At 52.2% G+C, this 26358-nt stretch carries 21 protein-coding genes; 14 read left to right on the plus strand and 7 right to left on the minus strand.

Features of this window, described 5'->3' with window-relative positions; genetic code table 11:
- Positions 1 to 166 precede the first annotated feature (166 nt).
- The 7 genes from LZ463_RS23755 to LZ463_RS23785 all read left to right on the plus strand — a co-directional run bounded on the left by LZ463_RS23755 (position 167) and on the right by LZ463_RS23785 (position 8212).
- Positions 167 to 3523: a DEAD/DEAH box helicase gene (locus LZ463_RS23755; RefSeq protein ID WP_241458784.1), complete on the plus strand. Its 3357-nt coding sequence runs from the start codon at positions 167 to 169 to the stop codon at positions 3521 to 3523.
- Positions 3524 to 3549: 26 nt separating this feature from the next.
- Positions 3550 to 4815, plus strand: a complete 1266-nt coding sequence (gene speE, locus LZ463_RS23760) for a polyamine aminopropyltransferase (RefSeq protein WP_241458785.1) — start codon at positions 3550 to 3552, stop codon at positions 4813 to 4815.
- A 29-nt stretch (positions 4816 to 4844) separates the two neighbouring features.
- Positions 4845 to 5339 (plus strand): hypothetical protein, encoded by a 495-nt coding sequence (locus LZ463_RS23765; RefSeq protein WP_241458786.1) that lies wholly within the window; start codon positions 4845 to 4847, stop codon positions 5337 to 5339.
- Positions 5339 to 6472 (plus strand): glutathionylspermidine synthase family protein, encoded by a 1134-nt coding sequence (locus LZ463_RS23770; RefSeq protein WP_241458787.1) that lies wholly within the window; start codon positions 5339 to 5341, stop codon positions 6470 to 6472. The genes LZ463_RS23765 and LZ463_RS23770 overlap by 1 nt, the downstream gene beginning before the upstream one ends.
- An 8-nt stretch (positions 6473 to 6480) precedes the next feature.
- Positions 6481 to 6888: a DUF350 domain-containing protein gene (locus LZ463_RS23775; RefSeq protein WP_241458788.1), complete on the plus strand. Its 408-nt coding sequence runs from the start codon at positions 6481 to 6483 to the stop codon at positions 6886 to 6888.
- Positions 6889 to 6927: 39 nt separating this feature from the next.
- The gene (locus LZ463_RS23780) at positions 6928 to 7653 is read left to right on the plus strand and encodes a 16S rRNA (uracil(1498)-N(3))-methyltransferase (RefSeq protein ID WP_241458789.1); all 726 of its coding nucleotides are present in this window, start codon (positions 6928 to 6930) and stop codon (positions 7651 to 7653) included.
- A 133-nt stretch (positions 7654 to 7786) separates the two neighbouring features.
- Positions 7787 to 8212: a YidB family protein gene (locus LZ463_RS23785; protein WP_241458790.1), complete on the plus strand. Its 426-nt coding sequence runs from the start codon at positions 7787 to 7789 to the stop codon at positions 8210 to 8212.
- An 88-nt stretch (positions 8213 to 8300) separates the two neighbouring features.
- On the opposite strand, the gene LZ463_RS23790 is transcribed toward LZ463_RS23785, so the two are convergent.
- From LZ463_RS23790 to LZ463_RS23810, 5 genes are all read right to left on the minus strand, one after another.
- Positions 8301 to 8942, minus strand: a complete 642-nt coding sequence (locus LZ463_RS23790) for an alanyl-tRNA editing protein (protein WP_241458791.1) — start codon at positions 8940 to 8942, stop codon at positions 8301 to 8303.
- A gap of 39 nt (positions 8943 to 8981) precedes the next feature.
- On the minus strand, positions 8982 to 9587 hold the full coding sequence (locus tag LZ463_RS23795) for a glutathione S-transferase family protein (protein WP_241458792.1): 606 nt from the start codon (positions 9585 to 9587) through the stop codon (positions 8982 to 8984).
- Between the two features lie 202 nt (positions 9588 to 9789).
- Positions 9790 to 12591, minus strand: a complete 2802-nt coding sequence (locus LZ463_RS23800; protein WP_241458793.1) for an Ig-like domain-containing protein — start codon at positions 12589 to 12591, stop codon at positions 9790 to 9792.
- A gap of 511 nt (positions 12592 to 13102) precedes the next feature.
- Positions 13103 to 13600 (minus strand): protein-tyrosine phosphatase family protein, encoded by a 498-nt coding sequence (locus LZ463_RS23805; protein WP_241458794.1) that lies wholly within the window; start codon positions 13598 to 13600, stop codon positions 13103 to 13105.
- A gap of 28 nt (positions 13601 to 13628) precedes the next feature.
- The gene (locus LZ463_RS23810) at positions 13629 to 15434 is read right to left on the minus strand and encodes a DUF885 domain-containing protein (protein ID WP_241458795.1); all 1806 of its coding nucleotides are present in this window, start codon (positions 15432 to 15434) and stop codon (positions 13629 to 13631) included.
- Positions 15435 to 15725: 291 nt separating this feature from the next.
- On the opposite strand from LZ463_RS23810, the gene LZ463_RS23815 reads away from it, so the two are divergent.
- The 7 genes from LZ463_RS23815 to dut all read left to right on the plus strand — a co-directional run bounded on the left by LZ463_RS23815 (position 15726) and on the right by dut (position 23535).
- Positions 15726 to 16880 (plus strand): methyltransferase, encoded by a 1155-nt coding sequence (locus tag LZ463_RS23815; RefSeq protein ID WP_241458796.1) that lies wholly within the window; start codon positions 15726 to 15728, stop codon positions 16878 to 16880.
- A 73-nt stretch (positions 16881 to 16953) separates the two neighbouring features.
- A complete protein-coding gene (locus LZ463_RS23820; protein ID WP_241458797.1) occupies positions 16954 to 17169 on the plus strand; it encodes a hypothetical protein in 216 nt (71 codons plus the stop codon).
- A 138-nt stretch (positions 17170 to 17307) separates the two neighbouring features.
- The gene (locus LZ463_RS23825) at positions 17308 to 18285 is read left to right on the plus strand and encodes a bifunctional riboflavin kinase/FAD synthetase (RefSeq protein ID WP_241458798.1); all 978 of its coding nucleotides are present in this window, start codon (positions 17308 to 17310) and stop codon (positions 18283 to 18285) included.
- A gap of 58 nt (positions 18286 to 18343) precedes the next feature.
- Positions 18344 to 21208: an isoleucine--tRNA ligase gene (gene ileS, locus LZ463_RS23830; RefSeq protein WP_241458799.1), complete on the plus strand. Its 2865-nt coding sequence runs from the start codon at positions 18344 to 18346 to the stop codon at positions 21206 to 21208.
- An 82-nt stretch (positions 21209 to 21290) separates the two neighbouring features.
- Positions 21291 to 21803, plus strand: coding sequence for a signal peptidase II (gene lspA / locus LZ463_RS23835; protein ID WP_241458800.1), 513 nt, complete (start codon positions 21291 to 21293; stop codon positions 21801 to 21803).
- Between the two features lie 17 nt (positions 21804 to 21820).
- Positions 21821 to 23026 (plus strand): bifunctional phosphopantothenoylcysteine decarboxylase/phosphopantothenate--cysteine ligase CoaBC, encoded by a 1206-nt coding sequence (gene coaBC / locus LZ463_RS23840; protein ID WP_241458860.1) that lies wholly within the window; start codon positions 21821 to 21823, stop codon positions 23024 to 23026.
- A 59-nt stretch (positions 23027 to 23085) separates the two neighbouring features.
- Positions 23086 to 23535: a dUTP diphosphatase gene (gene dut / locus LZ463_RS23845; protein WP_241458861.1), complete on the plus strand. Its 450-nt coding sequence runs from the start codon at positions 23086 to 23088 to the stop codon at positions 23533 to 23535.
- 123 nt (positions 23536 to 23658) lie between these two features.
- Here dut and LZ463_RS23850 read toward each other — a convergent pair whose 3' ends face one another.
- Both LZ463_RS23850 and LZ463_RS23855 read right to left on the minus strand, forming a co-directional pair.
- Complete coding sequence (locus LZ463_RS23850; RefSeq protein ID WP_241458801.1) at positions 23659 to 24183, minus strand: NADPH-dependent FMN reductase; 525 nt, start codon at positions 24181 to 24183, stop codon at positions 23659 to 23661.
- Between the two features lie 54 nt (positions 24184 to 24237).
- A complete protein-coding gene (locus LZ463_RS23855) occupies positions 24238 to 26214 on the minus strand; it encodes a lipase family alpha/beta hydrolase (RefSeq protein ID WP_241458802.1) in 1977 nt (658 codons plus the stop codon).
- Positions 26215 to 26358: the final 144 nt, after the last annotated feature.

Below are 26358 nucleotides of genomic sequence, written 5' to 3' on the forward strand. Positions count from 1 at the left end.
CTTGGAAAAAACTGGTCAGTAAAGCAGGCCGGGAATAAAAATCATCCCCGCGAAAACCCAATATTTTACCAGAGCATGGGGTCCATACTACAATTGCGTCGCTTCGGCAGTGCAAACTAGCTAATTTGTCAGTCGAACTTTCTTGATTTACCTACAAAACTTACGCATGTCTTCAAAAAACCGTTATTTCACGTTCGATGACTTATCCCACGAGTTTGACCGCGCAACCTTGCTAAAGGGTATCGATTATGCAACAGACAAGAAAGTGATAGGCTGGAGCTTCGATGACGATTTCATAGAAAGTGAAGTCAAAGGCAGCGGACGCAATATCTATACACAAGAAATAGAACTGGCCTTTACCAGTGGAAAGCTGCAAGCCGTCAACGGCTCTTGCAGTTGCCCGGTTGAATACAATTGCAAACACGTCGTCGCCGTATTGATCAGCATATTGGATTATTGGCAACAACTTCCCTCGCCCCGCCAGGCAAGCAAGTCTGAACTGACATTTGCCGAGCAAAAATGGCTTAACGAGCTGGAGTTCTCCCGGCATGAAAACGCCGCCCACCCACCTGGCATGCAAAAGAAGCTCAAGACAAGCAGTGATCGCCTGATCTTCACTCTGTCCACCCTGGCCAATAGCAAGGAAGTGCGTCTGATACCGGGCAAGTCAAAATTGAATGCAAAGGGTGAATTGAAGTACAGCAAATTGTCGCTCAATGCCAGGGAATTGCTGAGCAATAACGATTTCCTTGATGAAGAGGACATGGAATTACTGGCCCTGTTCAACATGAGCACGATGAATTCCTACTATTTCTCCTACTACTCCCCAAAGGGCAAGATAGGTGCAAAAGTCCTTGAGCGCATGGCCAGGGCAGACAAATTGTATTGGCTCAAGACCGAGAACAAACAAAGCATCCTGCAAAAACTGACTTACCAGGATAATTTGCCGGCACATTTGCAATGGCAGGAAGAACAGGGCTTTTTGCGGCTGCACTGGCAGATCGCTGACACTGGCAATGACATGCCCCCCTACATCCTGCCCACTGATCCCCCATGGGTTATTACCCATGAAAAATGTGGCAAATTGCATGCTAATTCGACAGGTGCCTATACTTTGCCAGAATTGCTCAAGCTGGTTAATGAAGCACCGCCGATTAACGCTGCGCAAACAAAAAAACGTCAGGAATTGGCGCATCGCCTGCTTGAACTTGGTTTGCAAAATGTCATCCCCCTGCCTGCCGAACTGAAACAGACGCAGCGTACAGACATCGTCATGAAACCCGTCCTGATGCTGGGTGCTGTGACCAATCCGGAAGCAGATTGGGATGTAAGCGACTTTGCCATGCTCAATTATGCCTATGACGACCTGCTCATCCCAGCCGACATGGATACAGAAAAACTGACACGACGTCTTGATGATGGCGTGGAGCACATCACCAGGAACAGGCAGGCTGAACATCAAGCCTTGCAAGCCATGCTGGACCTCGGCTTTCAAATGGTCGAGGCGCCTGACGGTGGCAACAGCAACTTTTACACGCTGGCAGATCAGAACGCCTGGCTGAAGTTCACGACGGTCAAATTACCGGCTTTACAAGAGCAAGGCTGGATAGTCGAATTGCTGAACGGCTATCGCTATGATTTGCAGGAAGTGGAAGACTGGTATGCCGAAGTGGCAGAAGAAAACCAGCAATCCCCCTGGTTTGACCTGGAACTGGGCATTATTGTCAACCAGACCAGGATATCATTACTGCCCCTGCTGGTGAGTCTGATACGCCAGACCCCGCAAGACTTCAGCCTGCAGCAATTGAACCAGCGTGCCGATGACGAGCAAGTCTTGCTGGCCCTGCCTGACAATAGCCGCGTCGCCCTGCCCTATGCACGTATCAAACCCATACTGACGATTCTGGGCGAGCTGTATTTCAATGAGCAACCGGGTGACAGTCTGCGCCTGCCTACCCTTGATGCCGCCCGTCTGGCAGAACTGGCAGCCACCACGCAATTACGCTGGATAGGTGGTGAACGTCTGCAGGTTTTTGGTCAAAGACTGGCGGAATTTGGTGGCATACAAAGTGTCACCCCACCTGCGGGCTTGCAGGCAAGCTTGCGTGACTATCAAAAAGAGGGCCTGGCCTGGATGCAGTTTTTGCGCGAATACCAGCTCGCGGGCATACTCGCAGACGATATGGGCCTGGGCAAAACCATACAGACCCTGAGCCATATCCTGACAGAAAAAGAAGCTGGCCGTCTAACGCAACCGGCGCTGGTCATTGCCCCCACCAGCCTGATGGACAACTGGGCGGCAGAAGCACGCCGCTTCACACCTGATTTGCGTGTGCTGGTCTTGCAGGGTAAAGACCGCAGCAAATTATTCGAGCAGATCCCGCAGGCAGACCTGGTACTGACCACCTATGCCCTGCTGCCGCGCGATGAAGAAGCTTTGCGTCGCCATCGCTATCATTTGCTGATACTGGATGAAGCACAGTACATCAAAAATGCCCAGGCCAAGGCCAGCCAGACAGCCAGCATGTTGCAGGCAAATCACAGACTGTGCCTGACCGGCACGCCACTGCAAAATCATCTCGGTGAACTGTGGTCGCAATTCAATTTCCTCATGCCCGGTTTACTCGGTGATATCAAGACATTTACCAGGGATTTTCGCCAGCCTATAGAAAAGCTCGGCGACAACCAGCGTCATGCCCTGTTGACACGCCGTATCAAGCCTTTCCTGTTACGTCGCACCAAGGACAAGGTTGCGACGGAGTTGCCTGCAAAAACCGAGATCGTCAGGCATATAGAACTGACGGGCGCACAACGTGACCTGTATGAGACCGTACGCCTGGCCATGGATGAAAAGGTTCGCGAAGAAATCGCCAAAAAAGGCGTTGCTCGCAGCCAGATCGTGATACTCGATGCCTTGCTCAAGTTACGTCAGGTATGCTGTGACCCGCGCCTGGTCAAGATTACCGGAGCAAAACCCGCCAAGGCGAAAACGCCGCCATCAGCTAAACTGACTGAATTGCTGGATATGGTCGACGAATTACTGGAAGAAGGCCGCAAGATTCTGGTTTTTTCACAATTCACCAGCATGCTGGACTTGATCGCCCAGGCACTGGATGAAAAAAAACACCGCTATGCCTTACTGACGGGTGACACGGACAATCGCGGTGACGTCGTGCGCAGTTTCCAGGAAGGTGATATACCGCTCTTCCTGATCAGTCTTAAAGCCGGTGGCGTGGGTTTGAACCTGACTGCCGCTGATACTGTTATCCATTATGACCCCTGGTGGAACCCGGCAGCAGAAAACCAGGCAACGGACCGCGCCTGGCGCATCGGCCAGGACAAGCCTGTATTCGTCTACCGACTGATTGCCAAAGGGACGCTGGAAGAAAGAATCCAGGAAATGCAGGCCCAAAAATCCGATCTGGCGCGCGCCATACTTGACCAGGGCGACATCGGCAGCATGCAATTGACGGCCGATGATTTGCAAGGCATCTTTGCCCCCATAGATAGCAACGCACAATAACTCACAAGAATCAGAAAAAAGAATTTATGGAAGGCTTGCATCTGACCGCCGACTGCTTCGATTGTGAAGCTGGCAAGGATTTTTTTATCAACCAGCAAAGCCTGCGTGATACCCTGACCGCCATTACCTTGGCAGCTGGCATGACCATCGTGGGTGAAAAATTCCATCCGTTCACCCACAATGACGGCAGTCCGGCGGGCATCACCGGCGCCCTGTTGCTGGCAGAATCCCATGTCGCCATCCATACCTGGCCAGAACGGGCCGCTGTGACACTCGATGTCTATGTCTGTAACTTTAACCAGGACAACGGCACAAAAGCCAGGCAGATCGTCGACGCCCTGATCACCCTGTTCAAACCTGCCAGCGTAACACGCCAGGAACTGCAACGCGGCCTGCCCATTGCCGGCTTACCCGTCACCGGCCTGGCCTTTGAAGCCTTGAGCAGCAACAGCTTTGCCGCCACCCGCATCAATAAGGTGCTGGCAAGCCAGAGCAGCCGTTTCCAGCAGATTGAGATTGCCGAGACAACGGATTTTGGCAGGATCATGCGCATTGATGGCGCCATGATGACCTCAGAAAAAGACGAATTCTTTTATCATGAATGTCTGGTGCATCCGGCAGCCATCGCCCATGCTGCCCCCCGCAGGGCCTTGATCATCGGTGGTGGAGACGGCGGCTCTTGCGAAGAATTGCTCAAGCATCCCAGCATGGAGAGTATCATCCTGTGTGAAATCGATGCTGACGTCGTCAGCATGGCACGCCAGCATCTGCAAAACGTCCACAAAGGTGCTCTTGATGACTCAAAAATACAACACCGGCATGAAGATGGCTTTGCCTTTGTTCGCACCTGTGAGGAGCAGTTTGACCTGATACTGCTGGACCTGACCGATCCGGTCAGCCCGGATGCCCACACCGGCAGTTCGCTGGCAGCAAGCTGCATGACCGTCGATTTTTTTCAGGCTTGCGCGCAGCGGCTGGAAGAAGACGGCATGCTGGTCCTGCATCTGGGTAGCCCGTTTTATCACCCGCAAAGGTTTAGTGATACATTGAAGAAACTGCAGCTTGTATTCCCGCAACTGGCCCCTTACACGGTGTATATTCCCCTTTATGGCTCCATCTGGGGCATGGCCATTGCCAGCATGCAAGCACGACCACAGACAATGCCTGCGTCAACGGTAAATCAGCGCATCAAACACCGTAGCCTGCCATTGCTAAAGTATTACAATGGCGAAGTGCATCAGGCATTGTTCGCCCTACCCAATTATGTTAAAGACCTGGTGCCCCAAGCCTGAACCAAGAATAGGGAAAAACAGGAGAAACCGTGAGTGCCACAAAAACCAAACAACATGGCAAACGCAGAGTCAGCCACAGCCTGCCTTTAGTGCTGGTAACCAGTGCCGCCCTGACTGCATGCAGCAGCAATGACAGCGGCAGCAGCCAGGAATTGACGACCATACGCGACCAGTACCAGAGTCTGGAAGACTGCCGCAAGGACTGGGGTGATGGTCCGGCCTGCGAAACTGTCGCCTCCAGCAAAGACATGAATTCTGCCAGCCTGGCCGGCACCATTGATGATACCAGCGCCAGCAATACCGGCAACAGCCTTAGCGGCAGCAGCGGTGGCAGCCATTACAGCGGCTATACCCATAGCTATTTCGGACCCTTGTATTCACCCGGTTATCGTGACACCGTACAAAGAAGCTTTGGCGTGCAAAGCAGTGGCAGCGACCATGCAATCAGCCGCAGTGTCAGTCGCAGCAGCGTCAGTCGTGGCGGTTTTGGTGGCACGGCCCACGGCCATAGCGGGGGCGGTTGATGATACGCACCTCACTGACACCGCGCACAGGCTGGCAACAGCAATTTGAATCACTGGGCTTTAGCTATCACTCAATTGATGGCTTGTATTGGGATGAGCGTTATGCCTACTGCTTTACCGCAGAGCAGATCGATATCCTGGAACAGGCCAGCCTGGACCTGCACCAGATGTCCCTGCAAGCCGTTGAGCATGTCATCAGGAATGGCATGCAGGAGCGCTTCGCCATACCCAAAGCCTTCTGGTCGCATGTGGAAGAAAGCTGGCGCGAAAAAGAGTTCTCGCTCTATGGTCGTTTTGACCTGTCATGGGATGGCACCGGTGCGCCCAAGATGCTGGAATACAATGCCGATACACCTACCGGCCTGGTGGAATCCAGCGTCGCCCAGTGGTATTGGCTGCAGGACGTACATCCGGATGCTGACCAGTTCAATTCCCTGCATGAAAAATTGATAGAACGATGGAAAAAGTACCCCGGCAAAGGCTTGCTGCATTTTGCCTGCGTTGGCGGCAATGAAGAAGATGAAGGTAATCTATCCTACCTGCGCGATACTGCCATACAGGCAGGCTTTGCCACAAAACAATGTGCCATAGAAGACCTGGGCTGGGACGACAGTGCCGGAGTCTTTGTCGATGATGCCGACAGCCAAGTCGACAACCTGTTCAAACTCTACCCCTGGGAATGGCTGTGCCGTGAAGACTTTTCCAGCCAGTTATTGACACGTCCCATGCGCATCATCGAACCTGCCTGGAAGATGATCTTGTCCAACAAGGCAATCCTGCCAATACTGTGGGAACTATTCCCGAATCACCCCAACCTTCTACCTGCCTTTTTTGACGCCTGGCGCATCAGTGGTAATCATGTGAAAAAACCCCTGTATTCACGTGAAGGAGAAAATATTTCCATCTATGCCAATGGCCAGGTCATACGCACAGAAGGTGATTACGGTGAAGAAGGTTATATCTACCAGGCTTATGCACCACAACCAAAATTTGACGACGGCATCACACCAGCCTACACATCAATAGGGGCGTGGATAGTTGGTGATGAACCTGCCGGCATAGGCATACGTGAAGATGAAACACTGATCACAAAAAACACCAGCCGCTTCATCCCACATTACTTTGTTGAATAGGATATTCCATGAGTGAACAATTACTGGCACACGGACTGATCGCCTTCTTCAGTCACATCGCTGCCGCCTTTGTCTTGCTGGCTCTGTTTGTTGTCATCTATATCCGCATCACACCTTACCGTGAAATTGCCTTGATACGTGAAGGCAATTGCGCCGCCGCTGCCAGCCTGTCTGGCGCAGTGCTTGGTTATTGTACGGCGCTGGCCTCAGCCATCGCCAACAGTGTCAGCCTGGTCGACATGTGTTTCTGGGGGGTAGTCGCCCTGGTCATACAATTGCTGGCGTTCGGGGTGGCGCGCCTGATTTTGCCCGGCATTGTGTCCGACATCCCTGACAATAAAATTGCTTCTGGCATATTCCTCGGTGCACTTAGCCTTGGGTTGGGAATGTTGAATGCAGCCTGCATGACCTATTAAACAAAGTACGGAATTAAAGTAAAGAATATCGAGATTTGCATGCCACGTTTCTATTGCCCGCTCCCGCTAAGCATCGGTGACACAATCGATTTGCCCGATGAGGCAGCCCACCATGTGTTTGTATTACGCCAGAATGTCGGCGACAAGATCTGCATATTCAACGGTGAAGGCGGCAGCTATGTTGCCACCCTCACTGAAGTAGGCAAAAAGAAAGTAGGTGCCGAAGTCAAGGTGTTCTTGCCTGAAGAATGCGAATTGCCCTATTCCCTGAATCTGGTGCAGGCACTGCCAGAAGCGTCAAAGATGGACTGGATCATAGAGAAAGCCATGGAACTTGGCGTCAGCGCGATACAACCGCTGGCGGCCCAGCGTTGCGTCGTCAAGCTGTCGGCAGAAAGGGCAGAAAAAAAACTGGCTCACTGGCAAGGCATCATCATTGCTGCAGCGGAGCAATGTGGCCGCAACCGCCTGGCACACCTGGCGCCGCTGATGAACTTCAGTCAGTGGCTGGCCCAGCAAGACATGCACCAGCGCATACTGCTGTCACCCCGCGCAGAGCATTCGCTGGCCGACTGGGCACGCCATCATCCGGCACAGGCAGTCAGCCTGATGATAGGGCCGGAAGGTGGCTACTCGGACGAGGAAGAAAACCTGGCCATCAAGCATGGCGTACTGGCCTTGTCCATGGGGCCGCGCATCTTGCGTACCGAAACAGCAGGGCTGGCAGCCATTGCCATCTTGAATGCCGCCTGGGGTGGCATGTAAGCAGGTTTTGCCTTACCGGAGAAATATTGCCCTGGCAGTAAAACATCGTCAAATTTAATACAAAATTCACAATTCCATCCACGATTTAACTCTACACTGGCATGACTGAAAAAACCATAAACAAAGGAATATCATGGGATTATTAGATAGCGCATTAGGCATGCTCGGCGGCGTGAACCAGGGCAATGACCCCAAATCCATGTTACTACAGGCAGTAGTCGGCATGCTGGGTGACAAACAGCCTGGCGGTGTCGGCGGTTTGCAGAACCTGATCAGCGCATTTCACCAGAATGGCCTGGCCGACATCGTGCAATCCTGGGTCGGGACAGGGCAGAATATGCCTATCTCTGCAGCACAAATCCAGCAGGCACTAAGCGGCGGACAATTGCAGCAACTGGCAGATGCTGCCGGCATTTCCCACGAAGGTGCAGCCAGCCATCTGGCAGAATTCCTGCCTGGCATTATCGATCATCTGACCCCACATGGTCAGGTGCCGGATTCAGGCAATATCGACCCGGCTTCTGTCCTGCAACAGTTTTCTTCTCTGTTCGGAAAATAATGGGACAATTAATGAGTCAGTAAAGGGGCAATAAGCGATAAAGCCATTTTGCACAAGAACAAGGGCGGCCTCATCCGCCCTTGTTTATTTATGGCGTCAGATAAATCTCTACACGTTCCTTACCGCGCCCTATATTGTTGCGCTTCAATCTTATCTGCCCCAGTTCACCGCTGCGTTTGACATGGGTACCACCGCAGGGCACACGGGAAAACCCGGCAATTTCCCAGTAACGTCTTTCTGTCGCTTCATCCTCAAATGCACAGACGATATCGAGATTGGCGTCAATGATGGCCTGGGCCTGTTGCGTATAGCCCGGTAATAATGGCGCAATACTCTCTGTCCAGACAAAATCTATGCGCGCCTTGTCCTGCGCAATATGCGCCCCCACCTTGCCAACGCCTGGCAGTGATTGATAAAACAATTCCAGCACCAGCTCAGCAGCAAAATGTAGGCGCATGAGGCGGTAACGCCGCGCCCAGTCTATACGGACATCCACTTCCTGCCCGACCGCCAACCCATGCTCGTCATCAAGGGTATAAACAATCTCCGTACCTTCTTTACGTGCGGCCGTCACTGCATGGCCACCTATGCTACCGGCATCACTCTCCTGCCCTCCGGAAAAAGCAAAGAAGATGGTCGACGCGAGATGCACGTCAGGACCTTCAACTCTGATGACCTGAGTAGTCAGGCTGGTCTGGTAAGGGTCATCCCAGAAAATTTTTTTGGTCAATTTGTGTCCTTGATCTAAAGACGTCGGGCAAGACGTACTTCACAACACAGGGCAGCTATTGCGTATCGCTTCCTGCGACATCAAAAATTGCCAGTATTGCTCATAGCGCGGCAAATCACTGACAGGTATGCCCAGGTCTACTGCCTTGCGATAAATGATGCTGACAAAAATGTCAGCCTGGGTAAACTGCGTCCCAACGGCAAACTGGCTGCTGCGCCACAGACGGGGTTGCAGCCTGTCGAGATTGATGTGCAGCCATTTTGCCCGCACCGGCTTCATTTGCTCCCTGCTCCATTCAGGATGGAAATACCGAACTGTGCTGCCGTTTTGCTGAGGATGTATGGACGAATTGACTGCTTCGCATATTTCGCGCACCTGTGCACGGGCAAACAGGTCCGTGTATTGCAAAGGCGGCTGCGGTGCGATTTCTTCGATGAACTCAGCCATGGCCATGGACTCGCTCAGGGGAATGCCATCTACCTCCATCAGAGGTACCCTGGCGAACGGGCTATGCAACCTGACATGCTCACCGACATCACCCAAGCCGACATCAATACGTTCATAGGCAAGCTGCTTATAGTTCAGCATCCATAATATACGTTCACAGCAGTTTGCCTCTTGTGCGTGATAGAACCTGATATGCATGGCTTTTTCCTGTAGATGGTTTAGTCAACACTTTGATTAGCAGTATGAACAAGCGACTCCATGCCCGATTGTATCTTGATCCTGAAATTTTCGTTCTGGCCTCATACCTGATGGATATCCTTCAATAAAAAACCCGCCGTTCTTTGCGAACGGCGGGTTTTCATGTTTAAGGCTTTGCTGCTTTTTTACTGTTTTTTGCTTCTTATTGCGCGATCAGCGATATGTCATCAAGCAGGAAAGATGTCGCTGTCACGCTGCCTTCTACGCCGACAAAATACACACGTATGGTCTGGCCCTTATAAGAGCTAAGGTCAAAGGTTTTGTTGAGATAAGTCGAACCCTTGTTCAGGTTGGAATAAGTTGCCAGCGTCGCCAATACGGTGCCACTGCTGTTTTGCACTTGCACCTTCAGGGTGTCATAGGCTTGCGTGGTCGTAGTTTCGTCCGAACTGACTTTCAACCAGAAACTCAGGGTCGCCGATGTTGCCGTCGCAGGTATCGTCACTTGCTGGTACAGCGTATCGGTGTGAGCACTGCCGTAGCCGTTCAGCCATGCCTTGTAGCTGCCAGTACGCGACACTTCAGATCCACTGTTGCTGATGACACCGGAGGTGGCAGTCCAGGAACTGGTGCCACTCTCGAAACCACCATTGGCGATCAACTGTGTTGAAGTGCTGTTATTGACAGTAAAGCTCACAGCCGAAGAAGTGCCAATGTTGTTGGCAGCGTCATAGGCTTTGGCCGTCAGGCTATGCGTACCATTGGACAGCGTGGTCGAATTCAATGTCGTTGAATACGGTGCTGTCGTACTGGTTGCCTTCAAAGCGCCATCGACGTAAAACTCGACTTTGGTAACACCCACATTGTCAGTCGCATTGGCTGACAGTGTGATTGTACCGCTGCTGCCACTCTCACTGGCACTGACCGTCGGTGCTGTCGTGTCACTGACAGGGTTATTGATCGTGAAACTGACGGCTGATGAGGTACCAACATTATTGGCCGCATCATAGGCCTTGGCAACCAGGCTGTGGCTGGCATTGCTCAGGGTCGTGGAGTTCAGGCTCAGGCTGTAAGGTGTGCTTGTGGCCGCCCCTTTCAATGCACCATCGACATAAAACTCAACTTTGGTCACGCCGACATTATCACTTGCATTGGCTGACAGGCTGATGGTGCCGCTGCTGCCCGATTCGCTGACACTGACAGTTGGTGGTGTCGTGTCAGTTGTATTGGACTGTGTCACCCAAATCGGTGCAGACCACAGAATCTTGCCGTCATCCTGGGTAATTTTTGCATAGTAAAAATGCTCACCCACTGCAGGTGTGATGGTCGTAGTGGCAGTGCTGGACAATTGCGTTACTGTGCCGTTACGACCAGGAACACCTTCATAGATCGCTACCGTGGATACAGTACGGCCTGCCGTACTGGCGAAGTTGCTGACCAGGGTTAACGCACCACTGTTGGTAAAACGTTCGCCCATCAAATGACCATTGGCGGTCAGGACGATTTGCGAATTCTTGTCCATGGTCGCGAAAATGCGGCGAGCCTTCAGAGCATCGATAAAATTGGCATTGTTGAACGCCGCGCCATTAGCCAGCAATACACCGGTGCGATTGGTGTAGGAAGCACCCCAGTTTGCACAGTGGTTATCCTGGTCCGTCGTAAAGGCGACATGGTAGCCAGCTTCCAGTGCCTTGTTACAGGCGCCTTCATAGCTGCTGCGGCTGGTTTCTGTTTCTGTGGTATTGGTGGAGAAAGCCGATGTATTCATGACTTCACAAGCGACCATGGCCTGGTCGCCGTCAGCGGTATAACCCAGGGCGGTGCCATTGACAATAAACTGGCCACTGCTGGAAGGATGATTGAATTGCCCTACCCAGCCGCGCTGGCGCATCAATGTGTACAGGGCTGCATAATCATTTTTCGGTGTCAGCGTGTCGGCAATCAGCTGATTACTGCTGTTATATTCCCAACCCAGCAATTCAGTGGTGTTGAAAATATTCATGTGACCACCGTTATTGATCACTCCCCATTCCAGGCCATAAATACCGAGGAAACCAGGGTGGCTGGAATTGAAACTGGTGGCAGCTGCAAGCCCGGATTGGAACAGGTTCTTGGCAGTCGCCGGATTGGCTGAAGTATTGGTGCTGTCAGAACCGTCATACATATGATTGTGTTCTGATGTCATCAGGAAATCGAGCCCCTTGTTCAGCGCGAACTGGTAAGCCTCGGTAGGGCCATAGGCAGATGACTGCGGATTTTGCGCACCGGTACAGGAACTCAACTCACCGCCGCCGTCGCTATGATTGGTCTGGCTGTGCAGGTTGCCGTAATAAACGGTATAGGGCAAGGAGCCGGCAGCCGCAGCCGGCGGTGGTGCTACGCCAGCGGTACTTTGACGGGCCACTGTTGCCTGTGCTTTGCTGGTCTTGGTTGCCAGACCGGCGAAAGCAGGCATTTTTGCTGCCGGTAAGCTGCCGACCTGCAAAGGCCAGCTTTGCGTGATGATTTCTGTATCGTGTACTGCCAGCGCACGTTCAACTATAGCAGCCATGTTGTTTGCCGCATTGTTGCCAGCTGTGACCTGGATTGCCGATGCATCGCTGGCCTTGGCGGTCAGCCTGACCTGGTAGACGCCGCTTCTCAGTACTTCACCGTTCGGACCACGACCACTCCAGAACATTTGTGTGCTAACTGTTTTCTTGAACAGCTTTTCCACGCCATACCAGTGATCAATGACACGTCCATCAGCGCCCAGCAATTCCAGACGCCAGGTGATTGCCTGCTCCTTGCTGACATAGGGATACTCAAATTCCATCGTGAAATAACGGGATTCGGTACCAGCCTTGGCGTCAGAACGGTACGGTACGTGCAAACTGGCATCAAATTCATGATGGTCGGGTATGGATGCGTAAGCAGACCCCATACCAGTAAAACCAACTGTAAAAATCAAGCCCAGTTGTAAAGCCAGCACTTTTAGTTTGCTGTTTCTTTGAAAACATTGCATACAGATATTCCCCCTGAGTGAATCTATTTGATTTGATGTGTGAGGCTGACCAGCAGAACATCGTCACTCAGGTGAAATTGTCAAAGCAGGGGAAATATTGCCATCGCGCTCCTGCCCGTTGCCGGTACAGGTTTGCCCCCTCGCTTCTTGATTTCAGCCTTGTTCAGATATCTGTAAGCAGCCATTCTTGTACAGCTTTTACCTATTATTCTTACCACCATGCTGTTTGCAGCTTTCCAGAAACGAGATTTAACGACAATTTAAACAGGCAATCGTTTGCGCAAACGATTACTAGATTAACATCGACATATGTCAGTTTTGTTACCTTGGTTTGACTTTTTTTAACAGATTTGTGAAAAAACCACTGTTGCTTATCTGTTTTGTGCATTTCTACAGTTTTTGCACCACAATTTTTTCGCTTGCACCAAAACAGACAAGGAAATATTTTTCTACAGGGAAATTAAAATTCCCTGGAAGAATATTTATTGGGAAATGGATAAAAATCCGGGACTCAAGCGCGCAACGCAGCCTGATGCTTTTTCAGCCGGTCAATTTGTTCTTCGGTATCGGGAACCGTAATGCCACGCGCTTTGCTGACTGTCGCCAGCGCCGTCATCACATCAAGTCCATGCCGGATCAGGACTGCCGAGGCAAGCAAACCAGTCCGCCCTATCCCGGCACGACAGTGGATGACAGTATTCTGTCCATGGAGCAGGTCGTTGTGTACTTGCGTCACCAATTCCTGCGTGGCAGAAAGAGACGATGGCAAGCCTCTGTCCTTGATGGGGAAATGCACGAAATCAATCTGATGTGCAGCACATAAGCCGGGTACCGTTTGCAGACCCAGTTCACGGATTTCATGGGACTCGAGCAAGGACACAAGTCTGCGTATGCCGAACTGCGCAATCCCACGAAATTCATCTTCTATCCATTCTCCCGCGACAGGTTTGGCCATGACAGCCAGGAAGCCTTTTCCGATCTGGCTGACTTTATAAATATCAGGGCGCATGGATAATTTTTAGAGAAAGAATCAGTTTTTATTTGACAGCATCCTTCAGCATCAGCTTCTTGATCATGCCGACCGGGGCGCTGCCATAGCTCAGGAATTGCTCATGGAATTGCTTGAGCTTGAATTTATCACCCTGCTGTTTCTTGAGCTGCTCGCGTAACTCAAGTATCTCACTATAGCCACTGAAGTAACTGGTCAACTGCACAGAGGTATATTGCACGCGCAACCATTTGCCGTCCGACTCCGCCTTGGTCTGGAAAGCCTGGTTCACCAGAAAGTCTTTGGCTTCTGCTTCCGTCATGCCCAGTACATGGACTTGATAATCGAGTATGGTGTTGCAGACTGCACGCAAATTCCATTTGTAATACATGAGCCACATCTCAGGCGTGTTGCCACCATAGCCTGATTCCAGCATCATGCGTTCGCTATACACGGCCCAACCTTCCACCATCGCGCCGTTACCGAACAATGTCTTGATCACGGAGGGAGACTGGTTGGCATGCTGTAATTGCGTGTAATGACCAGGGATGGCTTCATGGATATTCAACACCTGCAAGACCCAGTGATTGTATTCACGCAGCGTGCTTTCTACCTGCTCTGCCGGTTGCCCGTCAAAGGGAGTAACGTTGTAATAGGTCTTGTCGTTGGGCCTGAAGATGCCTGGCGCTTCGATGGACGCCACAGTGACACCACGCTGGTATTCCGGCGTTTCACGCACGACCAGCGGCTTTTTCAGGTCCAGGCTGACCAGGTCATGTTCACGTATCCATTTTTCCAGTTGCGGAAGCTGGCGACGGATTTCAGGATACAGGTCTTTGGCTGCCACATGATTTTCTGACAGCTTGTCGATGACCATGGCGATTTTCTTGACGCCATCTGCCGGCTTGGCCTGACCACCCATGGTTTTATCCCAAAGCTGGTCAGCCAGTTTTTCCATATTGCGGTGCGCCTCTTCCTTGGCCTTGATGGCGCGCTGGTAAGCCTGCTCCGCACTGAAGCTGGACTGGATGTCAGCGGCAAATTTGCCCTCATACAGCTCCTTGCCTATGCGGAAAGAGCGTGCCGTAGCCGGGTCAAGCGTCTTTTCCAGCGCTTCGAGGAATTGCACATAATCGCCGACCGCTGCCCTGGCATTTTTCAGCCCTTCATCAAGAGCTGCCTTGTCTTTACTGTCCAGTTTTTCTGCTGCCGCTGCTTTTTCGAGTTCAGCCAGTACAGATATGGCACCGGCACTTTGCTTGATCGCCAGGCGTGTATGCTCAGGTGTCGGATTCTTGATGCTGGCCTTGGCAGCCAGATAATAGGCTGGTACATTCTGCAGACGCTGGATTGCCACCCGCACCCGTTTCGCCTTGGGAGCAAAATCGGTATTGAGAATGGCATCAAAGCTGCCGGCAATATTATATTGCGTCGGATTCCATTCAAATTCACGGAACTGCGTCAGGTACCAGTGCGAACCTTTGAGGTAGTTACGTATCAATGCCAGGTCAGTCTGCTCCTTTGCTGACAATTGCTCATCATTCACCTTGTCCAGTTGCGCCAGCCAGTGATCAACGAAACTGACGTAAGCTGCACGGCTTGCCTGATCAGGCAAAACCAGTTTGTTGGCGTCCTGATATTTGCCTGCTGCCATTGCCATATCCGGGTCTTGCTGCCACAAAGCCTGGAGAAAAGCCGCCTTGGTTTTAACGAACTGTTGATCCGCCCTGGTACTGCCAGCAACAGATGCAGGGGCAGCAACGGCTTGGGTCAGTCCGACAGTGGCAGACAGGCCCAGGCAAGTTACAGAAGAGAATAAGGCGGCGATCAGGGCAGGACGAAAAGATATGGGCATGGTTTTAGTCTCACGGGCTTAATATATTAAGAACGGAAGGCTATCATAAGATGAACAGGCTCACTCATATTTTTATCGGATGCTCACAAAGATAAATTATTGGCAAGATTATGGCTGGGTCAGTGACAAGAAATCCATGCAAGAGACAAGTACCAGAGAGAAACCTGGTTTTCTTTGTTACACTCCAGCCTTAACAAGCTTTGCTGGTCGCGCAAAAACAGTTTCCACAAACCGGGCGAGAAACCCGTCCCAGCGACCTTTACACGCTTACCCCCTTCTAAAAAGAACAATATGAACAGCTCATCCCCCAGCCCTACCCCGGAATTACACTGGATAGAAAACGACCAGGCCAGATCCTGTCGCTGGCATTCAGAAAGCGGTGCCCAGCCGCCGAAACGCGTACAGCTTGCAGATGACCGCATGAACGTGGAAACCGCCTACAAGTTCGCATGCGAAGGTACCGCCCTGCTATGGCGTGGCGACTACCACAATGCCAAGCAATTATTGCAGGCCATGGCCAGACGCATGGATAAAAAACCGGGCAAGGCGGCAAAAAAAGGCAAGTCCCCTGCCAGCGCAACAGAGGCATTTCATTTGCACAGACAGGCACAGTCACAACGTGCACGCGTACTGGCCATGTTGCTGATCCCCTTTGAGGCCGACTACCGCATACCCTTGCGTCGTGCACCTGATGTCAGCCTTGCCTGCCAGGAGGTTTATGGCGAAGCAACAACAGCCTTTGTTGCTTCACTGCGTGAACTGCTGGGTTTGATCGGCGCCCATGAGTGGCGCAAGAATGGTGTGGAGATTGCCACGCTGGGAGCGAAAATTCATCCCTATTATGGCGTGTTCTCCCCGGTGCGCGGTGAGTATCTGGACCTGCTCGCCAATGCCCCCCTGCCGTCAACAGCACTGGCTTTTGATATCGGTGCAGGGACTGGTGTGCTGTCAGCCTTGCTGATCAAACGTGGCATTAACAAGGTCGTCGCCACCGACCAGGACCGGCGCGCCCTGGCTTGTGCGCAAGACAACCTGAACAGGCTGGGTATGTCTGACCAGGTGACATTGCTGGAAGCTGACCTGTTCCCACCAGGTCGTGCACCACTGGTGGTTTGCAACCCGCCCTGGCTGCCCGCCCGACCGAATTCACCGATAGAATATGCCGTGTATGACCCTGACAGCCGCATGTTGCGTGGCTTTCTGGCCGGTGTGGCAGCCCATCTGGAACCTCAGGGTGAAGCCTGGCTGATCATGTCCGACTTTGCCGAGCACCTGGGCCTGCGCAGCGCAAGCGATTTACCGGAATGGATAGCTGCCGGTGGCCTGATAGTAGCAGGCAAGCTGGATATCAAACCGCGCCACCCCAAATCCACAGATGAAAATGATCCTTTACATGCGGCGCGTGTCAAAGAAATTACTTCATTGTGGCGTTTGAAATTAAAATAGTGGCTGCAATCTCGGCCAGTGCGCAAACCTGTGCTGGCCACAAAATGAATAAATTGTTTGGAAAATTAGCATCATGATCAACAAGCCCGCCCGTATCCTGACCTTCAAATGCAAAAACTGCAGCAAATCCGTCCAGGTTTTCCTGCAAAAAGTATCTGCCTGCTCTCACATTCAGCCTTATCAGGGTATTTGCAGCTGCGGCGAAATCATGAAACATGCGACCGGCAACAAGGAAGCGGTCGCCTCCTACCTGAGTTCCAATGACGTTTTGTGGTCGCATCATCATTGATTCATGCACCAAATGCTGAGAAATGTGATGATTTCACAAATTAATCCCTTGTGAAATTTACATTTCCACCTCAGATCAGGTCTATAGCCAGACGAAAGCATTTATAATCTCTGGTTTTGCAGCAGTTTTCTGGAAACAATGAAGGTATTTCGCGGACTACCCAATGCTGCCTCCCGTGCCCCTTGCGCACTGGCGATAGGCAATTTTGATGGCGTGCATCTTGGTCATCAGGCTTTGCTTGCCCGTTTGCGGGATGCGGCCACGCGCCTGGGGCTGGAAGCTGCCGTCATGACATTTGAACCACATCCGCGCGCTTTTTTTGCGCAGATGATGGGCGACCTGTCCAAAGCGCCGACGCGCATCGCCAACCTGCGTGACAACATGACATCATTGCAAACCGCTGGTGTCGACCGTGTCATCGTGGAACATTTCAATGCCCATTTTGCTTCTTTATCACCGCAAGACTTCATAGAAAAAGTCCTGGTTGATGGCCTGCATGTGAAATGGGTCATGGTGGGTGAAGATTTTCGCTTTGGCGCCAAACGTGCAGGCGATATCGCCACCCTCGCTGAGGCTGGAGCACGTTTTGGCTTTACTGTGGAAACCCTGCCCTCCGTCCAGAACAAGGGGGTGCGCATCTCGTCTTCCGCAGTACGGCTGGCCCTGGCGAATGCTGACTTTGATGAAGCCGAAGCCTTGCTCGGTCATCCTTACTATATTTCGGGTCATGTGGTGCACGGCCAAAAGCTGGGGCGCACCATCGGTTTTCCTACGCTCAACCTGCGTATAGCCCATCACCGACCGGCCCTCAACGGTATCTTCATCGTGCAGGTACATGGCCTGGCGGATGAGCCGTTGCCAGCCGTTGCCAGCCTGGGTGTTCGCCCGACTGTCGATGACAGTGGCCGCGTGCTGCTGGAAACCCATGTATTTGATTACAGCGGCCATGCTTATGGCAAAGTCGTGCAGATAGAATTTTTAAAGAAACTGCGTGATGAAGAAAAATATACAGACCTGCCAACCTTGACTGCAGCCATCAACAAGGATGCGGAACAGGCTCGCGCCTACTTTGCCGACAGCCACCGCCCTGCCCGCTCTGCCACTGACCGAATTTGAAGCTCACGCTTGCAGTATGCAGTGACTTCACCCTGATTTTAAAAATAGAAAACTGATTATGTCTGAAAATAAAGCGGCAAAACCTGCCAGTAAGTACCCTGTCAATATGACGGAAACAGCCTTCCCCATGCGCGGCGACCTGGCCAAGCGCGAACCCAAATGGGTCAAGGAATGGCAAGACAAGAAAATCTATGAACGCGTACGCAAGGCTTCCGCCGGTCGTCCCAAGTTCATCCTGCATGATGGCCCACCGTATGCCAATGGCGATATCCATCTTGGTCATGCTGTCAACAAAATCCTGAAAGACATGATCGTCAAGGCCCGCACCATGGCTGGTTTTGATGCACCGTATGTACCAGGCTGGGACTGCCATGGCATGCCTATCGAAATCCAGGTAGAAAAACTGTTTGGCAAGAACCTGCCTGTGGCAGAGGTACATGCCAAGGCACGTGTATATGCGAATGAACAGATAGAAAAACAAAAAGCAGGTTTCATTCGACTGGGCGTACTCGGTGAATGGGATAACCCCTACAAAACCATGGCTTTTGGCAATGAGGCCGATGAATTGCGCGCGCTCGGCAAACTGCTGGAAAAAGGCTACGTCTATCGCGGCCTGAAACCGGTCAACTGGTGTTTTGACTGCGGCTCTGCCCTGGCCGAAGCTGAAGTCGAATATGAAAACAAACGCGACCCTTCCATCGACGTTGGCTTCCCGTTTGCTGAACATGACAAGCTGGCTGCCGCCTTCAAGCTGGACAAACTGCCACTGGATAAAGGCTATTGCGTTATCTGGACTACAACGCCATGGACCATCCCATCCAACCAGGCGCTGAACATGCACCCGGAAATCACTTACGCACTGGTCAAGACCCAGCGCGAAGGTGTAGACATCCTGCTGATCCTGGCCAAAGACCTCGTTGAAGCAAGCCTGACCAACTATGGCCTGACTGGCGAAGTCATCGCCACTTGCCTGGGTGCTGATCTGTCTGAAATCAAATTCAAACATCCATTGTCGTCACTGGATACTGGTTACGACCGTTTTTCCCCAGTCTATCTGGGTGAATATGTCAGTACAGAAACTGGTACCGGCGTGGTCCACTCTGCTCCTGCCTATGGTATAGAAGATTTCCAGTCCTGCAAGGCGCATGGCATGAAGGATGACGACATCATCGCCCCTGTCATGGGTGATGGCAAATTTGCATCCAGCCTGCCATTCTTTGCCGGCATGACGATCTGGGAAGCATCCAAACCTATCTGCGACAAACTGCGCGAAGCTGGCACCCTGTTCGCGTTCAAGATGTTTGAGCATAGCTACATGCATTGCTGGCGTCATAAGACACCTATCATCTATCGCGCCACTTCACAGTGGTTTGCCAGCATGGACAACACGCCCAAAGCCGGTGGCGACAGTCTGCGCCAGACAGCGTTGAAAGCCATTGATGACACCGCCTTCTTCCCCGCCTGGGGCAAGGCTCGTCTGCATGGCATGATCGCCAACCGCCCTGACTGGACGCTGTCACGCCAGCGTCAATGGGGGGTGCCTATGGCCTTCTTTCTGCACAAAGAAACTGGCCAACTGCATCCACGCACGCCGGAGTTGCTGGAACAGATCGCCCTGCGCATAGAAAAAGAAGGCATAGAAGCCTGGCAGAAACTCGAGGCTGCCGATTTACTTGGCGACGAAGCTGCCATGTACGTAAAAAACCGCGATACGCTGGATGTGTGGTTTGACTCTGGTGTCACGCACCAGACAGTATTACGTGGCTCACACAAAGAGCAGTCAGACTTCCCGGCCGACCTGTATCTCGAAGGTTCTGATCAGCATCGTGGCTGGTTCCACTCTTCATTGCTGACCGCATCGATGCTCGATGGCCGTGCGCCTTACAAAGCATTGCTGACACATGGTTTTACTGTTGACGGTGATGGCAAGAAAATGTCCAAGTCCCTGGGCAATACGCTGGCGCCGCAAAAGATATCTGACACCCTGGGTGCAGATATCCTGCGTCTGTGGGTAGCGTCATCTGACTATTCAGGCGAGCTGTCGATATCCGACGAAATCCTTAAGCGCGTGACAGAAGCCTATCGCCGTATCCGCAATACCTTGCGCTTCTTGCTGGCCAATACGTCCGATTTTGATATCGCCAAAGACAGCGTTGCTGTCAGCGACATGCTGGAAATCGACCGTTACGCCATTGCCAACATGGCGGCATTACAAGCTGAGGTCGTTGCACATTTCCAGGCATTTGAATTCCACCCCGTGGTCAGCAAGCTGCAATCATATTGCTCTGAAGACCTTGGCGGCTTTTACCTTGATATCCTCAAGGACCGTCTGTACACCAGCGGTGTGACTTCACATGCACGCCGTTCTGCCCAGACTGCCATCTGGCATATCACGCAATCACTGCTGCGCCTGATGGCGCCGATGTTGTCCTTTACTGCTGAAGAAGCCTGGCAATTCTTTGCCAGCACCGATGCCTACAAGGACAGCGATGAAACCATCTTCACGCAAACCTATTACAGCCTGCCAGAGGTCGCTGATGCGGTAGCCTTACTGGCCAAATATGCAGCCTTGCGTGCAGTGCGCAATGATGTCACCAAACAGCTGGAAGAAGTTCGGGTTGCCGGCGGCATAGGTTCTTCCTTGCAGGCAGAAGTGACGATCAAGGCCAGTGGCAGCAAATTTGAGGTACTGAGCAGCTTTGCCGATGACCTGAAATTTACCCTGATCACTTCAGCGGCAGGCGTGGAACAGGTAGCCAGCGAAGCAGAAGAAGCGGTAGCAGTCACCCCGTCCAAATATGAAAAATGCGAGCGCTGCTGGCATTATCGTGCGGACGTAGGCAGCCACGCAGAACACCCTGCCCTGTGTGGCCGTTGTGTCAGCAACTTGTTTGGCAAGGGCGAAGCACGTCGCTTTGCCTGAGCACCCCCAAGTCATGCAGGCCGGGAAGGTATACACCTGAGCCGGCCTGCATTAACCAAGACGACAAAAGAGTTCAATGCCAATGGCAACAAAAAAAAGTTCTGCTGCATCCAATAATTCTTCAGGCTCCAGCCTGGTACCCTGGCTGGGCCTGGCAGCCATCATCATCTTGCTTGATCAGGTAACCAAAGTGACGATAAACAAGGCCTTTGCCTACGGCGAGACCCTGAGCATCACTTCTTTTTTTAACCTGACCCTGGCTTATAACCAGGGGGCCGCCTTCAACTTCCTGGCTGCCGAAGGTGGCTGGCAACGTTATTTCTTTACTGCCATCGGCTTGATCGCAGCAACTTACATCATTTACCTGCTCAAACGTCACGCCGGGCAAAAACTGTTTTGTACGGCCCTGACGCTGATCATGGGCGGCGCACTGGGTAATGTCATTGACAGGCTGCTGTATGGGCATGTCATCGATTTTCTGGATTTCCACTACAAGGAAATTTATCACTTCGCAGCCTTTAACGTCGCTGACAGCGCGATTTGTGTGGGTGCGGCATTATTCATACTGGATGAATTACGCCGTGTGAAGAAATAAGGAGTAGCGACATGAATCTGCGACTGACTGGCAAAAAAATCGTCCTGGGCCTGACAGGCGGTGTCGCCTGCTACAAGATTGCCGAACTGACGCGCGCCCTCGGCAAAGCAGGGGCCAGCGTACAGGTCGTGATGACAGATTCCGCTTGCCATTTCATTACACCGGTGACCATGCAGGCACTGTCAGGCAATACGGTCTACACCGACCAATGGGATGCGCGCATACACAATAATATGCCGCACATCGACCTGACCCGTGATGCCGACGCCATCGTCATTGCCCCCTGCAGCACTGATTTCATGTTCAAGCTCGCGCATGGCGCCTGCGATGATTTGCTGTCTACCCTGTGCATCGCCCGCCCGGCGCATGTGCCATTGCTGATAGCCCCCGCCATGAATGTAGAAATGTGGCAAAACCCGGCAACTCAGCGCAATGTGCAGCAGATCAAGGCTGATGGCATACAAGTCATGGGCCCGGCGGCAGGCGACCAGGCATGCGGCGAAACCGGTATGGGCCGCATGCTGGAAGCGGATCAGTTATTGACGGAGATCATCGCCTCCTTCCAGGCCAAGACCCTGGCGGGCAAACATGTACTGCTCACCGCAGGCCCGACCTTTGAACCGATAGACCCGGTACGCGGCATCACCAACTTGTCCTCCGGCAAGATGGGTTATGCGATTGCCCAGGCAGCCTGGGAAGCCGGTGCCATCGTCACCCTGGTGTCTGGCCCGACAGCACTGGATGCACCGTATGGTGTGCATCGCATTAACGTACAGACTGCCCAGCAAATGTTTGATGCTGTCGCCACACAACTGAGGCAACAAAAGCAGGATGTGTTTGTTGCGGTTGCGGCAGTAGCGGACTGGCGCGTGGCCAATGCCAGCCCCCAGAAACTGAAAAAGACCAGCGATGGCGATATGCCGCAACTGCAATTTGCGCAAAACCCGGACATCCTCGCCAGCGTCGCCGCCATGCCGAATCCCCCTTATTGCGTAGGCTTTGCAGCAGAATCAGAAAACCTGCTGCAATATGGCGCAGCCAAACGCCAGAAGAAAAACGTACCTCTGCTGGCAGGCAATATCGGCCATCACACCTTTGGCAAGGATGAAAACGAACTGGTGCTGTTTGACGACCACGGCCACATCAAACTCCCGCCTGCAGACAAGCAAACCCTGGCTACGCAACTGGTCGCAGAAATCGCCCTGCGTACCAGCCTGATGTAAGCCATTCATTCCGGCTCAAGGGACTTTCGCCCTTGAGCACCTTCATTTTATTCAAGAACATGAAAAACATAGACCTGAAAATCCTCGACAACCGCATGAAAGACTTCTTGCCATCCTATGGCACTCCAGGCAGCGCCGGTCTTGACCTGCGCGCCTGCATAGACGAAGCTATCACCCTGCAACCTGGCCAGACCGTGCTGATCCCTACTGGCCTGGCCATCCACATCGCTGACCCTGGTTATGCCGCCATGATCTTGCCGCGCAGCGGCATGGGACATAAAAATGGCATCGTACTCGGCAACCTGGTTGGCTTGATTGATTCCGATTACCAGGGGCAGCTGATGGTCTCAACCTGGAACCGTGGCCAGGCAGAATTCACACTACAGCCCATGGACAGGCTGGCACAGTTGATCATCGTGCCGGTATTGCAAGTGGGCTTTAATGTCGTTGATGAGTTTGGTCAGAGTGAGCGTGGTGAAGGCGGTTTTGGCAGTACTGGCAAGCATTGAGAATATTTGCGGGGTCAATCAACGGCAACCACAGCTACGTCGCTCCAGTCTGTGCTGGAGTGGCGATACCGCGGTCACCGTCATTAAACAACGCATATCAGTAGCACAGCCGTTAATCACTATTCAAGCCAGCGTAGCCAGGGCAGCAAGCAATTTAGTTTTCAATTCCTCATTCTTCAGTTCCTGCTTCTCCACGTCGAAGTTCTCATAAAACGTCGGTACAGATAAACTCGCCTTCAACTGCCCACCAAAGAATGGGGCAGATGTAGTGGCTGCAGCCAGTACGCTTGCGCCACCTCGCGCGCCAGGCGAAGTTGACAGCATCACCATGGGCTTGCCCTGAAATACCTTGCCATTGGCGCGTGAGCACCAGTCGAACAGGTTTTTGTAGGCGGCGCTGTACGAACCATTATGCTCGGCAAAAGAAACCAGGATGGCATCGCTGGCAGCGATCTTGTCCAGGAAAGCCTGGGCCAGCACAGGTTTGCCAAGTTCAGCTTCTTTGTCAACGCTAAATAGCGGCAATTCATAGTCATTCAAATCCAGCACTTCAATCTCGGCACCTGCAACCAGCTTGGCGGCATAAGTGACCAGTTGTTTGTTGACAGATTTTTTGCTGCTGCTGGCAGCGAAAGCGAGTAATTTCATGATGGTTATCTGGTAAGTAAAAACGAATGTTCAAAAACAGCCTGATGGATGCGCTCAGTTTTTTAATGGAGTCAAATCTATAGGCTTCAGATACGCATATTGACCGGGGATGATGTGATAAGTTTGCCGGTATGGCTGATACCCCCTGGCCTTGACGCGCAGTTCATACTGCCCTTCTTTCAGCCCCACAAAAGAGAACGAGGACTGAAAACTGTAGTCGCGACCGGCAAGGTAGGCATCAACGCCCAGATCGCGCTCCCTGATTTCATCGCTGGCTGTCAGTGTACGACTTTCTTTTTCCCCGGTCAGCGTGATGGATTCTATCTGGATGTGTTGATGCGGTTCACGATAACTGCCGGCAGGATTGTCGCCCGGCTTAATCTCTGCACCTATGTAGGCCGACAACACCCCTTGCGGCACGAACGAAAATTTCAATTCAGCTTTTTTGCCATTACTGATGAGCACCGGGGTTTTGGCTGGCACAGTCGCAAAACCATATGCAACGACACTTGCCGTATATTCACCGGGCGGGATCGGCCCCAGCGCTACCCCGCTATCATGTGCACTCATGGGCAGGAGAATTTTTTCACGGCTGCCATCAACGGGGGTCAGTAACAGTAGAGGATCAGATTTGGGTATATTGCCTTTCACCTCGTAGGTAAAGGCAATACTCAGGTTACCGCTATCGCCTTTGCCCGCACTACGGCTTGCGTATTTTTTATCGGCGGTGGCGAGCACAGCGGTGTATTGGCGAAAAACTTCGGGGGAAGACAGAATGCTGACATGACTTTCGTTGAAACCCTTGACCATCCTGGCATCGGCCTGCGCATCTGCCCGCAATTCGCTGGCCAGTGTGATGCTGCCGTCAGTATTGGCGGAATGCAGCAGGCTGTAACTGCCTCCATGGCCAAAAAACAGGTAATAGTCAAGTTCAGGTGGTAGCGGCTTCTCAAACAGCGTTTGTACAAAACGGCCCGTCGACTGCATGTCATTCCATGAAGGCACTATGACTGGCGAATAACGTACGCCACTGTCAGCCATGGTATCGCCCCCCCAGGGGGTCGACAATGAAACGAATAGTCTGGCCACCGGAAATTCCGCACCATAATTGCTTAAGAAAGAACGCACTACCATGCCGCCCATACTGTGTGCGGTAAAGTAGATTCTGTCGAAGTGATAGCGTCGCTGCAGGTTTGTCAATTTCCAGTACAGCAGATAAGACATGGAGTCGAGTGAAGCACCGGACGGGTAATAAAACAGCCAGGGCTGGTACCTGTTGCGGTCCAGGTGCTCGATAAAATATTTCCAGTCTTGCGGGGAGCCGGCAACACCATGGACGAACAGGACAGGTATTTTGGCAGGATCGTATTTTTCCAGGAAATAGATATTGCCACCCGCCTTTTTGAAAAAATCTACCGGTGCCCAGTAGCCACTCTTGCCAAACTCTGCGGAAAAAACAGGCAGGTCCAGTTCGGCGATTGCACCTATCTGTGTACTGTGCAATTTGCCATTGATCGGTGGTTCGGCAATCACGGTACCTGCAGGCACGGCAGTCGCAACTGCTTGCGCCACGGGAGAAATCACGAAATTGAGTTCAGCCACAACACCTGTTCCTATAGCCTCCACGGAGGAGGCATATTGACCAACTGGCTCGCCCGTATCCAGTCGCAGGTTGCCATTCGCATCACCAAAAGCAAATATGCCGTACTGCCCCTTGGGCACAATCAATTCATAAGCGCCCGGTTCATGCAACACGGTATAGTGGGCAATTTCCAATCGTCCGTCATGTTTACTGTACGCGGCAACCACGACAGGTTTGTCCCAGGGCACATCGCTTGAGACACTACCGACAAAAACTGTTGAGGAGTAAAAGACTTTAGCGTCTTCATTCAATTTGACAAAAGTACAGGCACTCAGGCAAACGCAGGCAATTGCAGAGCCCAAAAAATATTGCAAACAACGATGCATCATCTTTAACAGGCTCATGGCACTGAACAACTGCGGCAAATGACTCAGTGCATGTGGCTGCATTTAATTTCTTGGCTCGGTTTGAATGGCTATTTCTCGTTGCATTAACCTGACGGACATGACGACGGCGAAGCTTGTACGATACAGGGTATCTGCTTTGAAAGCTGAGGCAATGCAAATATCCTGTTCGAACACGCAGGCCATATA

Origin of the sequence: Undibacterium paludis, from assembly GCF_022568815.1 — a bacterium.
Lineage (GTDB): Bacteria > Pseudomonadota > Gammaproteobacteria > Burkholderiales > Burkholderiaceae_D > Undibacterium.

Excerpts from the sequence above, each read along its gene's own strand:
- LZ463_RS23770 (WP_241458787.1), top strand. The coding sequence starts at position 5,339 with ATGATACGCACCTCACTGACACCGCGCACAGGCTGGCAACAGCAATTT.
- ileS (WP_241458799.1), top strand. The coding sequence starts at position 18,344 with ATGTCTGAAAATAAAGCGGCAAAACCTGCCAGTAAGTACCCTGTCAAT.
- LZ463_RS23775 (WP_241458788.1), top strand. The coding sequence starts at position 6,481 with ATGAGTGAACAATTACTGGCACACGGACTGATCGCCTTCTTCAGTCAC.
- LZ463_RS23820 (WP_241458797.1), top strand. The coding sequence starts at position 16,954 with ATGATCAACAAGCCCGCCCGTATCCTGACCTTCAAATGCAAAAACTGC.
- LZ463_RS23780 (WP_241458789.1), top strand. The coding sequence starts at position 6,928 with ATGCCACGTTTCTATTGCCCGCTCCCGCTAAGCATCGGTGACACAATC.
- lspA (WP_241458800.1), top strand. The coding sequence starts at position 21,291 with ATGGCAACAAAAAAAAGTTCTGCTGCATCCAATAATTCTTCAGGCTCC.
- LZ463_RS23810 (WP_241458795.1), bottom strand. The coding sequence starts at position 15,434 with ATGCCCATATCTTTTCGTCCTGCCCTGATCGCCGCCTTATTCTCTTCT.
- LZ463_RS23800 (WP_241458793.1), bottom strand. The coding sequence starts at position 12,591 with ATGCAATGTTTTCAAAGAAACAGCAAACTAAAAGTGCTGGCTTTACAA.
- LZ463_RS23795 (WP_241458792.1), bottom strand. The coding sequence starts at position 9,587 with ATGCATATCAGGTTCTATCACGCACAAGAGGCAAACTGCTGTGAACGT.
- dut (WP_241458861.1), top strand. The coding sequence starts at position 23,086 with ATGAAAAACATAGACCTGAAAATCCTCGACAACCGCATGAAAGACTTC.
- LZ463_RS23805 (WP_241458794.1), bottom strand. The coding sequence starts at position 13,600 with ATGCGCCCTGATATTTATAAAGTCAGCCAGATCGGAAAAGGCTTCCTG.
- LZ463_RS23785 (WP_241458790.1), top strand. The coding sequence starts at position 7,787 with ATGGGATTATTAGATAGCGCATTAGGCATGCTCGGCGGCGTGAACCAG.
- LZ463_RS23855 (WP_241458802.1), bottom strand. The coding sequence starts at position 26,214 with ATGCAGCCACATGCACTGAGTCATTTGCCGCAGTTGTTCAGTGCCATG.
- LZ463_RS23825 (WP_241458798.1), top strand. The coding sequence starts at position 17,308 with ATGAAGGTATTTCGCGGACTACCCAATGCTGCCTCCCGTGCCCCTTGC.
- speE (WP_241458785.1), top strand. The coding sequence starts at position 3,550 with ATGGAAGGCTTGCATCTGACCGCCGACTGCTTCGATTGTGAAGCTGGC.
- LZ463_RS23755 (WP_241458784.1), top strand. The coding sequence starts at position 167 with ATGTCTTCAAAAAACCGTTATTTCACGTTCGATGACTTATCCCACGAG.
- LZ463_RS23815 (WP_241458796.1), top strand. The coding sequence starts at position 15,726 with ATGAACAGCTCATCCCCCAGCCCTACCCCGGAATTACACTGGATAGAA.
- LZ463_RS23850 (WP_241458801.1), bottom strand. The coding sequence starts at position 24,183 with ATGAAATTACTCGCTTTCGCTGCCAGCAGCAGCAAAAAATCTGTCAAC.